Raw genomic sequence first — 12,310 nt, 5'->3', positions numbered from 1 at the left:
TGACGGAGTCACACGTTCAGCGGCGTTTCATCCGGTCGATGATCACCGCCAGCAGCAGAATCGTGCCGCGAATCACGTACTGATAAAACGTATCGATATTTTTCAGGTTCATCGCGTTCTCGATGATTGCCAGAATCAATACGCCAGCGATGACGTGACGAATCATGCCGATCCCGCCACTCAGCGACACACCGCCCAGCACACAGGCTGAAATCACGGTCAGCTCGAAGCCCTGACCGATCATTGGCTGACCCGAGGTCATGCGCGAGGCCAGGACGACCCCCGCCAACGCGCCAATCAGGCCGTGCACAGCGAAGATGATGATCTTGGTACGGTCGACATGCACGCCGGCCAACAAAGCAGCTTCCTGGTTGCCGCCGATGGCCATAGTGTTGCGCCCGTAGGTGGTGTAATTGAGCAGCCAGCCGAAAAAGATGAAGCAGGCAATGGTGATCAGGATAGGCACCGGCACGCCGTACACCTGACCGTTACCGAAGATGAAGAAGTCCTCGTTGGACACGCCGACGGCCTTGCCGTTGGAAAAGATGTAGGCCAGACCACGCACGATCTGCATGGTCGCCAGCGTCGCGATCAGAGCGTTGATGCGCAATTTGGCAATCACGATGCCGTTGATCAGGCCGACCACCAAGCCCAGCGCCAGTGCGGCAGACACGCCCAGAAACACGCTGTCGGTGTCGCGGATCACAATACTGGCGATAACCCCGGAACAAGCCAGCACCGACCCGATCGACAAGTCGAAATGTCCGGACGCCAGGCAATACAGCATGGTGCAAGCCGCGATACCCACGGTTGAAATGGCCAGGCCCAGGCCACGCATGTTCAGTGGCGACATGAAGTTGTCGATAAACACGGCGCAGAGCAGGAAAATTCCCACGGCCGCCAGGAGCATCACCCAGTCATCGACAAAACGACGCAGGTTCATGCCCTGACGGGGAGCCTGCAGGCTGGATTCGGTAGACATACGCACCTCTTTTTTATTGTTCATGGTCAGGGACCGATTGTCAGCCGCGCGTGCGTGGCAGAGCCAATTGCAGGAGTCGCGACTCGTCAGCCTCGTCGCGGTTGAGTTCGCCGGTGATTGCGCCTTCGCTCATCACCAGAATGCGGTCTGAAATACCCATGACTTCCATCAGATCGCTGGACACCACAATCACCGCAATCCCGTCAGCAGCAAGGTTGTGAATGATTTCGTAGATTTCAGATTTGGCACCGACGTCGATGCCGCGAGTCGGCTCGTCCAGCAACAGTACCTTCATCGGCATCGACAGCCAGCGACCGAGAATCGCTTTCTGCTGGTTGCCCCCGGACAGAAACATGATCTGTTGGTCAGGCGACGGCGTCTTGACGTTCATCGACTTGATCTGACTGCGCGCGTTATCACGCTCCCAACGGCCCTGAATCAGGCAGCCAAGGTTCACGTGCCGCGGCCGGGCACCGATGTTGATGTTTTCTGCAACGCTCGACAACGGCACGATGCCTTCTTTCTTGCGATCCTCGGGGCACAGCAGAATCCCCGCCTCGATGGCATCACGCGGCGATCGCAGGGTCAGCGGCTGGCCATCGAGTTGCAGACTGCCCGCCGTGCTGCGCGTCAGCCCTGACAACATACGAAACAACTCGGTACGCCCCGCGCCCACCAGGCCGAAAAAGCCCAGCACCTCGCCCTTCTGTACGGCGAAGGAGACCGGCTCATGCAGGCCTGGCCCCATCAACCCGGTCACGCGCAGGCTCGGGCCTTGATGCTGGCGGGGCCGGTAATTGTAGATATTCTGGATATCGCGACCGACCATGCAGGTCACCAACCGGTCGTGATCGAGGTCGGCCATCTGCTCGAACGTTTTGACGAAGCGTCCGTCCTTGAACACTGTCACGGCATCGCAGACGCGAAAGATTTCTTCCATGCGATGGGACACATAAAGAATCACCCGGCCTTCGTCACGCAGCCGCACGATGATCGCCATCAAGCGGTCGATCTCGCGCGCCGACAGGCTGCTGGTCGGTTCGTCGAAGGCGATGACATGGGCATTGCGCGACATGGCCTTGGCGATTTCGACCAGTTGCCGCTGGCCCAGCGAAAGATCGCCCAGCCGGGTGTGCGGATCAATTTCGTCGGCCAGCCCCTTGAGCAACTCGGCGGCCTGACGGTACATCGCGCGACGATTGATCAGACCGAAACGGTTGGGCATGTGCCCGAGCAGCAGATTCTCGGCAACGGTCATTTCCGGCACCAGATGCAGCTCCTGGTGAATCACCGCCACACCCGCTGCAATACTGTCGGCAGTGGACCTGAACTGGTGAGTCTGGTCGCCGATCTGCAGGCTGCCACTGTTGGGCTGATACGACCCGCCAAGGATTTTCAGCAGCGTCGACTTGCCTGCGCCGTTTTCGCCCATCAGCGCATGAACGCTGCCGGGACGGGCTTCGAAGGTGATGTCGGACAGCGCCTTGACGCCCGGAAACACCTTGCCGATGCCATTGAAACGCAGCGCGCCGCCTATGGGTTGAAGCTCGATAGCCTGTTGCATGAAACCAACCTCCTCGCACAGTTGAAGGGCCCGAAAATCAGGCCCCTCGCTCAGTTCACTTCCACAGACCGATTTTGGTCAGTTCGGCCTGGAAGTTTTCGCGAGTGATCAGTGTCACGTCATCCATAGCGGTGTACTTCGGCGGTTCCAAATCTTTGGTGACCCAGTTGAACACGTACTCGGCCGTCTTGTAGCCTTCCTTGTCCGGGCTGGGCAGCATCGAGCCGAAGAATCCACTCTCTTTCTTCTTCAATTCATCGATCGCGTCGGTACCGTTGATACCGATCCCCAGCACGTTCCTGGCGCTGAAGCCGTTACTGGCGGTGGCGCGTACACCGCCCAGTACGGTGTTGTCGTTCATGCCGCCGATGATCAGGTTTTTAGCATCGCCCGGCAGCTTTGGCAGGGCCGAGTTGGTTGCGTCCATTCCGCCCGGAACATCAAGCGTCTTCTGTGCAGAAAACAGGATGTGATCCGCTGGCAAGCCGGCTTTTTTCAACGCGTCCACCGAGCCGTCAGTGCGCTTCTTGCCGGTATCGAGTTCGCTGTAAGTGTTAATGATTGCGTAAGTGCCTTTCCACTCGCCCTCATCCCACTTGCGATTCTTCGCCTCGGTTGCCATGGCGGCGCCCTGCTTCTGGCCCACTTCGAAAGCCGCCATGCCGAGGTACGGCACGTCCTCCATAGGCTTGCCCTTGGCGTCGACAAAGCGGTCGTCCACTGCCATGACTTTCATGTTGTAGGACTTGGCTTTGGCGACGATTGCAGGGCCGAGGGAAACATCAGGCGGGCAGATCACGAACCCTTTGACACCGTTGGCGGCCAGGTTATCGATGGCTGACAGGGTCTTTTCGCCGTCGGGTACGGCAATCTTGATGACGGTAAAGCCAAGGTCCTTGCCAGCTTTTTCGGCAAATTGCCACTCGGTCTGAAACCACGGCTCTTCAGCCTGCTTGACCAGGAAACCGATTTTGACTTCTTCAGCGGCAGAAGTGACACCACTCATGCCCAGGATGGCGGTGGCAACAGCGGCACAGCACAGGGAACGAATCCCGTGACGACTCAACATAGCTAGCTCCTTATTTTTATTGAATAGCTACAACGTTCAGCGAGTTGGCGGTGACGAGCGCGGAGACGTCCGGCACCGATCAAATAGTCATACCATATAATGTATGACCGCTATGTAACCTAATGTCACTCTGCCGCCGCGCTCCTGACGGAATGCGCCGACCGAAAAAAAGCCTCAACCGGCGAAGCGCTGGCACCGTGTTCCTGTGACGCCGACATGCGCCATCAACAACGCACCGTCGAACTGACCATGGGCGTCGGCAGGCGCAGCGCTGGTGATATACAGCGTGTCCAGATCAGGACCGCCGAACACACAACTGGTGGGATGGCTGACAGGCAATTCGACGATCCGGTCGACGCTGCCATCGGGCGCGAAGCGGATCAGGCAGTTGCCGCCCCAGCGTGCGTTCCAGACATAACCCTCGGCGTCCATTGCCGAGCCGTCGGGCGAACCGCGACTGTGCCCGGCGGCCCAGATCTGGCGGGGGCCCAGCGCACCGTCTTCCCGCACCGGGTAGTGATAAATGACGTCATCGAGGGTATCGGCGCTGTACAACACGCTGCCGTCAGCGTTCCAGAGCAAGGTGTTGACGATGCCCTGCCCGTCCAGCAAGCGAGTCACGCTCGCGTCGGCATCGACGCGAAACAACCCGCCCGAACGACGAACCAGAGGCACGTCACCTCCCTCAGCGTCGATATTGTTTTGCATGCTGCCCAGCCACAGGCGGCCACTTGCGTCGCAACGGGCCTCGTTGGCGCGATTGCCGGGCGTCGGGTCGGCCACACAGAACAACGACAATGAGGTTTTTTCAGAGGTCAGATCCAGGCGATAAACGCCGCTGGCCAATGTCACCAGTGCGTCGCCTTGTGCGGTCGGAATAAACGCGGAAACAGGCTCGGGCATACGCCATTGGCGGTACTGCCCGGCAGCCAGCCGACAGGCGAAAAAGCCGGCGATGTCGACCCAGTACAGGGCCTGCGCTTCGGCATCCCAGAAGGAGCCCTCGGCCAGCTTGAAACGGTGCTCGGAAACGGGCAGCCAGTTCATGAAAAATGTCCTTTGTTATTGTTGTAAAGGCACTTTTAAAATAGGGGTATCGCTCAATGGTCGTGTCGTGCACCTTGCCAGCCTGTCCATCGCGCATCAGACAAGCCCGTCCGGCATAAAATGTTGCCAGATCGGCTAAAGTGACGCACAGCGCTTCGCTGACACATGCACTACTAAATAGTATTACAATTTATTTTTCAAGCGGCATTTTATCGGCTATAAACCCATGCATCGGATGAAATCCGATCAAATAGTCTTACCAATAACAATAAAAGTGGGTAGATCAGATGAAAACGCATGCTCTTCTCAGCACCCTTGGACTGTCTTTGATGATCAGCACCTTGACTGCACAGGCTGCAGCTCTCTCCAGCGAACACAGCACCTTTGGCCAACTGCCGGACGGCACCGCCGTCGAGAAATACACCTTGCGCAACAGCCACGGCGTGCAGGCCAGCATCATCACCTATGGCGCCACCCTGCAATCGCTGCTGGTGCCGGACAAGGCTGGCAAGGTCGAAGACATCGTGCTGGGTTTCGATGATGTGCAGGGGTACCAGAACAACGGCACGGTTTATTTCGGCGCGACCATTGGCCGCTTCGGCAACCGCCTCGCAGGCGGCAAATTCACCCTCGATGGCAAGACCTGGCAGGTTCCGCTCAACGACAAGACCAACGCCTTGCACGGCGGCGACAAGGGCTTCGACAAGCGCCTGTGGAAAGCCGAGGAAACCAAAACCGGTGATTCGGTCGGCGTGAAACTGACTTACGTGTCACCCGATGGCGAAATGGGCTTCCCCGGAACCTTGCAGACCGAAGTCACGTACAGCCTGAGCGACAAGAACGAGCTGAAAATCGACTACCGGGCCACCACCGACAAGCCGACGGTGCTGAACCTGACCAACCACAGTTACTTCAACCTGGCCGGCGCAGGCAGCGGCGATGTGCTCAAACAGGTCGCCACCCTGCACGCTTCGCATTACACACCGGTCAACGACAAACTGATCCCGACCGGCGAACTGCCCGCCGTGGCTGGCACGCCGATGGACTTCCTCAAACCCACCGCCTTCGGCAAGCACATCAAGGATGATCATCCGCAGCTCAAGTACGCCGAGCCCAAGCAAGGCGGCTTTGACTTCAACTGGGTTCTGGACACCAAAGGCGATGTGAAGAAACTGGCTGCCGAAGTCAGCGATCCACAGTCCGGGCGCAAACTGCAGTTGTTCACTACCGAGCCCGGCGTGCAGCTGTACACCGGCAACTTCCTGGATGGCAGCATCCACGGCAAGGGCGGCAAGGTCTACCCGCACTGGGGTGCGTTCACGCTGGAAACCCAGCATTACCCTGACGCGCCCAACCAGCCGACATTCCCCAGCACTCGACTGGATCCGGGCAAAGCCTACACTCAGACCACTGTGTTCAAATTCCTCACTGACTGAGGCATGACATCGCGCAGCCCAACTCGCACGGGCTGCGCGTATTCGGGTTTACTGATTGCGCTTCATCGCTGCCGTCAGCGTATCGACGTTGTAGCGAAACATCTTCGCGTACGTCGGCGCGGGGCCATCGGTTGGCGACAGCGATTCAACGTACAGCTCGCCGCCCGGCTGGGCTCCACTGGCCTGGGCGATCTGCTTGACCAGACGCGGATCACTGGAGTTCTCGAAGAAATACGCGCTGACGTGTTCGGCCTTTATCTGCCGGATCAGCTTCGAAACATCGGCTGCCGACGCCTCGGACTCGGTGGACAGACCCAGTGGTGAAAGGAACGTCACGCCGTAGGCATCACCGAAATAACCGAACGCATCGTGAGAAGTCAGGATCTTGCGGCTGGCCGCCGGGACTGAATTGATCTGGTCACGGGCGTACTGATCGAGCTGTTGCAACTCAGCGATGTAGCGGTCGCCATTGGCCTGGTATTCGCTGGCACCTTCGGGGTCGGCTTTCTTCAATGCAGCGATGATGTTGCGCACATAAATCACCCCGTTGGCAGCGCTGTTCCAGGCATGCGGATCGACGATGCGTTTGCCGTCTTCATCCATGCTGCGCGTCTTGATGCCTTGCGAAAGCACCACCGGCTGGCCTTTGTAGCCTGAGGCCTTGATCAACCGGTCCATCCAGCCTTCCAGATGCAGGCCGCTGACAAAGGCCAGATCGGCATTTTTCAGTGCCTGGGCATCACTTGGCGTTGGCTCGTAGACGTGCGGGTCGCCATTCGGGCCGATCAGCGATTTAACGTGAACACGCTCGCCGCCGACCGTGCTGACCATATCAGCGATCACCGTAAACGATGCCACCGTCTCAAGTGGTTTGGCCTGGGCCAGACTGGCGAACGCGGACAACGCCAGTGCAGCCATCGAACTCAACAGCATCAATCGTTTCATGACATACCTTTTCAGTGGGCCAGGTGAGGTTTGGGAAACAGCCGACGCACAATGCCTGTGCGTCCGAACAGCAGGGAAAACGCGTAAAACGCACTGGCGGTCAACACGATGGCGGGCCCCGAAGCAACGCCAAGGTGATAGGAAACGATCAGGCCGATCAGCCCGGACAAGGTGGCGAGCAGCGTCGAAATCAACATCAGGCCGCTCAGCGAATTGCTCCAGAATCGCGCAGCCGTTGCAGGCAGCATCATCATGCCCACCGCCATCAACGTGCCCAGCGCCTGAAAACCTGCGACCAGATTGAGCACGACAAGCAGCAGAAACAACACGTGATACAGCGATCCACGACCACCCACGGCGCGCAGGAAACCCGGATCGAAGCATTCCAGCACCAGTGGGCGGTAGATCACCGCCAACAACACCAGCGTAAACGAAGCGATGCTGCCAACCATGTAAATCGACGCGTCATCGATGGCCAGAATGGTGCCGAACAGCACATGCAGCAGGTCGACGCTAGAGCCGTGCAGCGACACGATCAGCACCCCGGCGGCCAGCGAGGTCAGGTAAAAACTGGCGAAGCTGGCATCCTCGCGCAGTGACGTCAGGCGGCTGACCAGCCCGGACAGCAACGCCACCGCCAACCCGGCGATCAGGCCGCCGAAGCCCATGGCGGGCAGTGAAAGGCCGGCGAGCATGAAGCCTATCGCGGCCCCCGGCAGCACCGCGTGACTCATAGCGTCGCCCACCAGGCTCATGCGTCGCAGCATCAGCAACACGCCCACCGGGCCCGAGCCGATACCCAGGGCCAGACACGCCACCAGCGCGCGACGCATGAAACCGAATTCGATAAACGGCTCGACGATCAGGCTGTAAAGCATCATGAGCGCTCGTCCTCGACATCACACAACAGTGCGTCGGGGCTCCAGTATTCCGCCATGTTGCGCGCCTTGCGCAGGTTGGCGACGCTGAGCACATCTGCTGTGTCACCCCAGGCGATGGCTTCGCGGGCCATCAACAGCGTTTGCGGAAAGTGCTGACGAACCTGATCGATGTCGTGCAACACGGCAATCACGGTCCGTCCCTGCCCGTGCCAGGCCCGCACCAGTTCCAGCAGATCGCGAGTGGTGCGCGCATCAATGGCGGTGAACGGCTCGTCCAGCAGGATCACCGAAGCGTCCTGCAGCAACAGCCGGGCAAACAGCACGCGCTGGAACTGGCCGGACGACAGCGAGCCCACGCTGCGACCTTCGAACCCTTCCAGCCCGACGGTGCGCAGCGCCTCTGCGGTGAGCCGGGCATGATTGCGCGTCAGGCCACGAAACGGCCCGATGCTGTGCCATGCACCCATGGCCACGGTATCCGCCACGCTCAACGGAAAGCTGCGATCGATTTCGGCGGCCTGAGGCAGGTAGCCGATCGTGCGGGTTGCCAGACGCCCCCGATCGACACGCCCCTGCGCAGGCTTCATGGTCCCGGCAATGGCCTTGATCAGGGTCGACTTGCCGGCACCGTTCGGTCCGACAATCGCCGTCAGGCTGCCCGCTTCGAATCGACCGTTGAGGTGATGCACAGCGGGTCGGCGCTCGTAAGCCACCGTAAGGTTTTCGAGGCTGATCGCGGCACTCACGGAATGGCCACCGACCAGCCGATCGCCGCCCACAACAGCGCCAGTACCGCAAGGGAGAACAGCACTCGTTTCCAGGCCGACTGGGCCAGAACGGAAGCCGGGATCGAAGAAGATTGAGAAGATTTCACGCGCCAGTAACCTGCAATTATTCGTTACAGTATTACATACCAAAGACACGCTTCGTTATAAAATAACATTTAAAAAATACGGCTTGTTGCCGTGTTTACGCCTGCCGACCTTCGGTCTGATCGCGTTTGCATTGCTTGAGTCTGTACTGGCAAACCTATACTGTACATCCAAACAGTCAAGGGTCTTTCCATGGAGCTCATCGACAAGCTCAGCATCCTCGCAGACGCCGCCAAGTACGATGCGTCGTGCGCCAGCAGTGGAGCCCCCAAGCGCAGCTCGCAGAACAAATCCGGGCTGGGTTCGACTAATGGCATGGGCATCTGCCACAGTTATACGCCCGATGGACGCTGCGTCTCGTTGTTGAAAATTCTGCTGACCAACTTCTGCCTGTATGACTGCCAGTATTGCGTCAACCGTCGCTCCAGCGATGTGCCGCGCGCGCGCTTCACCCCCGAAGAAGTGGTCACCCTGACTCTGGACTTCTATCGTCGCAATTGCGTCAGCGGGCTGTTTTTGAGTTCCGGGATCATTCGCTCGGCCGACTACACCATGGAGCAGTTGGTCGAGGTGGCGCGGTTGCTGCGCGAGGTGCACGAATTTCGCGGCTACATCCACCTCAAGACCATTCCCGACGCTGACCCGGCGCTGATCGAAAAGGCCGGGCGTTATGCCGACCGCCTGAGCGTCAACATCGAGCTACCGACCGATCTCAGCCTGCAAACCCTTGCGCCGGAAAAAGACGTCGCGTCCATCAAGCAGGCCATGCAGACCATCTACACCGGCGAACAGACCGTGCGCAACGAACCGCGCTCGCCGCGTTTTGCACCAGCCGGGCAAAGCACGCAAATGATCGTCGGCGCTGACGCCACCGATGACAGCACCATCCTGCACAGCGCGCAGTCGCTGTACAGTGACTTCAAGCTGCGCCGGGTCTACTACTCGGCGTTCAGCCCGATCCCTAACAGCCCCAACAGCGTGCCGCTGGCCGCCCCGCCGCTGATGCGCGAGCACCGCCTGTATCAGGCAGACTTTCTGCTGCGCGGCTATGGTTTCACTGCTGGCGAATTGCTCAGCGGGCCCGGTGATCTTGCCCTGGATATCGACCCGAAGCTGGCGTGGGCATTGGGCAATCGGCAAGTGTTTCCACTGGACCTGAACAACGCCGACCCGGCGCTGATCGCCCGGGTGCCGGGCATCGGCATTCGTACCACCCAGCGGCTGGTCGAACTGCGCAAGCAGCGGCGCATTCGTTACGAAGACCTGACCCGCATGCGTTGTGTGCTGGCCAAAGCCAAACCGTTCATCATCACCAGCGACTATCATCCGCCACATGCCGAGACCACCAGCGAGTTCCTGCATCATCAGCTGCGCGACCGGCCGCAGCCCCAGCAAATGGGGCTCTGGGGATGATCTGTCTTGATTGTGATGATCTGTTCGAAACGTGGCGAACTCAGGCACGCTGGCTATTGAGCCACGAGATCGACCCCAGCCAGGTCAGCTGGAGATCTCCTGACGCAGCTGACTTGTTCGGCAGCGAAGAAGAATACCCCAGGGAATCCGGGCCGTTTCAGGCGCGGGTTCCGCTGGAGTTGCTGAAACTGCTTGAAAGCTCGTCGCGCTATCGCGGCGAGCAGCGCTGGAGCTTGCTGTATGAAGTGCTGTGGCGTGTTACGCATGGTGATCGAACGGCCATGATGGCGGGCGACAAACTGGGCAGCGAGCTGCATCGACGTCTCAAATCGGTACGGCGCGAGGCGCATCATCTGCATGCCTTTCTGCGTTTTGTAGCGCTGCCGCCTGCCGATAACGACGCAGCAATCATGCGCCCGCAGTATGTGGCCTGGCATGAGCCTGCCCACGATATTCTGCTGAGTGCCAGCGAACACTTTATCGGGCGAATGGGCCAGCATCGCTGGATGATTGCCACGCCATACGACGGTGTCTATTACGACGGCAATGAGCTGATTCACGAACGCCGCTGCCCGGAAGCCTGGAAGACCATGGCGCGGCAGGTGGAGGACCCGCACGGTGAGCTTTGGCTGACTTATTACAGCCACATCTTCAATCCCGCCCGGCTGAACCCCAAGGTCATGGAGGGTCACTTTCCTTCACGCTTCTGGAAAAACCTGCCGGAAGGTCCGCTGATCCCGGCACTCATCACTCAGGCCAGAACCGGCAAACAGCGCGACGGCCAGGCCAGCGACATCGCCGCCCGACGCGGCAAGAAGATTGCGCTGAGGGATTGAGTCCTTAACGTTGCGACGCTCGTGCCCCGGCTTATGCATCCAGGATCGAACGCAGAGCGTCCAGAACGGCATGCGACGCGGAGGCGGCGCGTCGCACGAGGTCGCACGCTAGTCGAGATTATTGGGAATGCCTGGGTTGATGTATAACCTAGAACGAAACCCGCCCTTCAATGCAGGTTACGGTCGAACCGCCCACCCAGATATCGTCACCCACGCGCTGAATGGACACCCGCCCCTTGCGTCCGAGTGCAGTGCCCTGGCTGACGACGTAACGCTCGGGCGCAAGGCCCTCTTCCAGAAACCAGCGGGCAATACCGGCGTTGAGGCTGCCGGTCACCGGGTCTTCGGCCATGCCGTCACCGGGCACGAAAGCGCGCACTTCAAACTGCGCTTCGTCACCATCCACCGTAGGGTCCCATGGCGCGACGACGCCGAGCTTCAGGCCGCTCAGTTGCGCGTAGTCGGGCTGCAAACTGAGCACACTGGCGCGATCTGCAAGCCTGAAAGCGACCCAGCCGGGGCCGTTATCCACCCAGCGTGCATCCAGAATTTCACCCGTGCCGAGCTTCATGCCGAGGCGAATCTGCTCGATCAGCTCCGGTTCTACCGCGCCTGAACGCAGCAATGGAGGCGCAGTGAATGCCAGTCCGCTGCCCTCGCGGCGAATGCGCACCAGACCGATGCCGCACTCCTGAATGATTTCCTCACCCTGCGCCACGCCGCCACTCTCCAGCCAGGCGTGGCAGCTGCCCAAAGTGGGATGGCCAGCGAACGGCAGCTCGACAAGGGTCGTGAAGATACGCACGCGATAGTCGGCGCACGGGTCTGTCGGTTTGAGCAGAAAGGTCGTTTCACTGAGGTTGGTCCAGCGCGCGAACGCTGCCATCTGCTCGTCGGTCAGGCCATCGGCGCCCAGCACCACGGCCAGCGGATTGCCGAGTAGCGGTTGATCGCTGAACACATCCAGTTGTTTGAAATCGAACGATCGCATCAGGCTTCCTTGGCATAGAGACAAAGAACCAAGGTTGCCATGACTGTGGCGCAATCAACAACGGGATATTGAACCCACCTTGAGCCTGGCTGCTCACAGCTCGAACGCTGCTGCAAGGCTTTGTACGAAGCCGGCCGTTCCTTGCCTGTTTTTGCCTTGCTGACCTTCGTTCGCCTACTTTTCGTACAGAGCCTAGTGGGGTGTTTCACAAGTACCAATGAAAATATGATCTATGCTCATCTGAAACCAACTCGTGAGAGCTGAGCATTTATAT

Annotated in this window: 12 protein-coding genes; 3 read left to right on the top strand and 9 right to left on the bottom strand. The window is 59.4% G+C overall.

Annotated elements, in window-relative coordinates; translation table 11 throughout:
• Nucleotides 1-16 precede the first annotated feature (16 nt).
• From araH to ABJ99_RS21595, 4 genes are all read right to left on the bottom strand, one after another.
• Nucleotides 17-982 carry an L-arabinose ABC transporter permease AraH gene (gene araH / locus ABJ99_RS21610; protein WP_007251745.1) on the bottom strand — a complete coding sequence of 322 codons (966 nt, stop codon included), beginning with the start codon at nucleotides 980-982 and terminating at the stop codon, nucleotides 17-19.
• Nucleotides 983-1,022: 40 nt separating this feature from the next.
• Nucleotides 1,023-2,546, bottom strand: coding sequence for an L-arabinose ABC transporter ATP-binding protein AraG (gene araG, locus ABJ99_RS21605; protein ID WP_054087538.1), 1,524 nt, complete (start codon nucleotides 2,544-2,546; stop codon nucleotides 1,023-1,025).
• A 55-nt stretch (nucleotides 2,547-2,601) separates the two neighbouring features.
• Nucleotides 2,602-3,615: a substrate-binding domain-containing protein gene (locus ABJ99_RS21600; protein ID WP_054087537.1), complete on the bottom strand. Its 1,014-nt coding sequence runs from the start codon at nucleotides 3,613-3,615 to the stop codon at nucleotides 2,602-2,604.
• Between the two features lie 174 nt (nucleotides 3,616-3,789).
• Complete coding sequence (locus ABJ99_RS21595; RefSeq protein ID WP_054087536.1) at nucleotides 3,790-4,662, bottom strand: SMP-30/gluconolactonase/LRE family protein; 873 nt, start codon at nucleotides 4,660-4,662, stop codon at nucleotides 3,790-3,792.
• Nucleotides 4,663-4,949: 287 nt separating this feature from the next.
• Between ABJ99_RS21595 and ABJ99_RS21590 the strand changes: the two genes are divergently transcribed.
• Nucleotides 4,950-6,098, top strand: a complete 1,149-nt coding sequence (locus ABJ99_RS21590) for an aldose epimerase family protein (RefSeq protein ID WP_054087535.1) — start codon at nucleotides 4,950-4,952, stop codon at nucleotides 6,096-6,098.
• A 48-nt stretch (nucleotides 6,099-6,146) separates the two neighbouring features.
• Here ABJ99_RS21590 and ABJ99_RS21585 read toward each other — a convergent pair whose 3' ends face one another.
• Genes ABJ99_RS21585 through ABJ99_RS29535 form a run of 4 tightly spaced genes read right to left on the bottom strand, consistent with a single transcriptional unit; the run spans nucleotide 6,147 to nucleotide 8,798 of the window.
• Complete coding sequence (locus tag ABJ99_RS21585) at nucleotides 6,147-7,043, bottom strand: metal ABC transporter substrate-binding protein (protein ID WP_054087534.1); 897 nt, start codon at nucleotides 7,041-7,043, stop codon at nucleotides 6,147-6,149.
• A gap of 11 nt (nucleotides 7,044-7,054) precedes the next feature.
• Nucleotides 7,055-7,924, bottom strand: a complete 870-nt coding sequence (locus ABJ99_RS21580; RefSeq protein WP_054087533.1) for a metal ABC transporter permease — start codon at nucleotides 7,922-7,924, stop codon at nucleotides 7,055-7,057.
• Nucleotides 7,921-8,670, bottom strand: coding sequence for a zinc ABC transporter ATP-binding protein AztA (aztA, locus tag ABJ99_RS21575; protein WP_054087673.1), 750 nt, complete (start codon nucleotides 8,668-8,670; stop codon nucleotides 7,921-7,923). Before aztA ends, ABJ99_RS21580 begins: the two co-directional genes overlap by 4 nt.
• Nucleotides 8,667-8,798, bottom strand: coding sequence for a hypothetical protein (locus ABJ99_RS29535; protein ID WP_259469606.1), 132 nt, complete (start codon nucleotides 8,796-8,798; stop codon nucleotides 8,667-8,669). Before ABJ99_RS29535 ends, aztA begins: the two co-directional genes overlap by 4 nt.
• A gap of 190 nt (nucleotides 8,799-8,988) precedes the next feature.
• On the opposite strand from ABJ99_RS29535, the gene ABJ99_RS21570 reads away from it, so the two are divergent.
• The gene (locus ABJ99_RS21570; RefSeq protein ID WP_054087532.1) at nucleotides 8,989-10,209 is read left to right on the top strand and encodes a putative DNA modification/repair radical SAM protein; all 1,221 of its coding nucleotides are present in this window, start codon (nucleotides 8,989-8,991) and stop codon (nucleotides 10,207-10,209) included.
• Nucleotides 10,206-11,045: a TIGR03915 family putative DNA repair protein gene (locus ABJ99_RS21565; protein WP_054087531.1), complete on the top strand. Its 840-nt coding sequence runs from the start codon at nucleotides 10,206-10,208 to the stop codon at nucleotides 11,043-11,045. Before ABJ99_RS21570 ends, ABJ99_RS21565 begins: the two co-directional genes overlap by 4 nt.
• 148 nt (nucleotides 11,046-11,193) lie before the next feature.
• On the opposite strand, the gene ABJ99_RS21560 is transcribed toward ABJ99_RS21565, so the two are convergent.
• On the bottom strand, nucleotides 11,194-12,036 hold the full coding sequence (locus ABJ99_RS21560; protein WP_054087530.1) for a PhzF family phenazine biosynthesis protein: 843 nt from the start codon (nucleotides 12,034-12,036) through the stop codon (nucleotides 11,194-11,196).
• Nucleotides 12,037-12,310 lie beyond the last annotated feature (274 nt).

It is taken from the genome of Pseudomonas syringae pv. cilantro (assembly GCF_001293775.1).
Taxonomy (GTDB): Bacteria; Pseudomonadota; Gammaproteobacteria; order Pseudomonadales; family Pseudomonadaceae; genus Aquipseudomonas; species Aquipseudomonas syringae_P.
Note: the sequence above shows the minus strand (reverse complement) of the source record. Positions and strands in the feature narration are given on the sequence as shown.

Excerpts from the sequence above, each read along its gene's own strand:
- araH (WP_007251745.1), bottom strand. The coding sequence starts at position 982 with ATGTCTACCGAATCCAGCCTGCAGGCTCCCCGTCAGGGCATGAACCTG.
- araG (WP_054087538.1), bottom strand. The coding sequence starts at position 2,546 with ATGCAACAGGCTATCGAGCTTCAACCCATAGGCGGCGCGCTGCGTTTC.
- ABJ99_RS21600 (WP_054087537.1), bottom strand. The coding sequence starts at position 3,615 with ATGTTGAGTCGTCACGGGATTCGTTCCCTGTGCTGTGCCGCTGTTGCC.
- ABJ99_RS21595 (WP_054087536.1), bottom strand. The coding sequence starts at position 4,662 with ATGAACTGGCTGCCCGTTTCCGAGCACCGTTTCAAGCTGGCCGAGGGC.
- ABJ99_RS21590 (WP_054087535.1), top strand. The coding sequence starts at position 4,950 with ATGAAAACGCATGCTCTTCTCAGCACCCTTGGACTGTCTTTGATGATC.
- ABJ99_RS21585 (WP_054087534.1), bottom strand. The coding sequence starts at position 7,043 with ATGAAACGATTGATGCTGTTGAGTTCGATGGCTGCACTGGCGTTGTCC.
- ABJ99_RS21580 (WP_054087533.1), bottom strand. The coding sequence starts at position 7,924 with ATGATGCTTTACAGCCTGATCGTCGAGCCGTTTATCGAATTCGGTTTC.
- ABJ99_RS21570 (WP_054087532.1), top strand. The coding sequence starts at position 8,989 with ATGGAGCTCATCGACAAGCTCAGCATCCTCGCAGACGCCGCCAAGTAC.
- ABJ99_RS21565 (WP_054087531.1), top strand. The coding sequence starts at position 10,206 with ATGATCTGTCTTGATTGTGATGATCTGTTCGAAACGTGGCGAACTCAG.
- ABJ99_RS21560 (WP_054087530.1), bottom strand. The coding sequence starts at position 12,036 with ATGCGATCGTTCGATTTCAAACAACTGGATGTGTTCAGCGATCAACCG.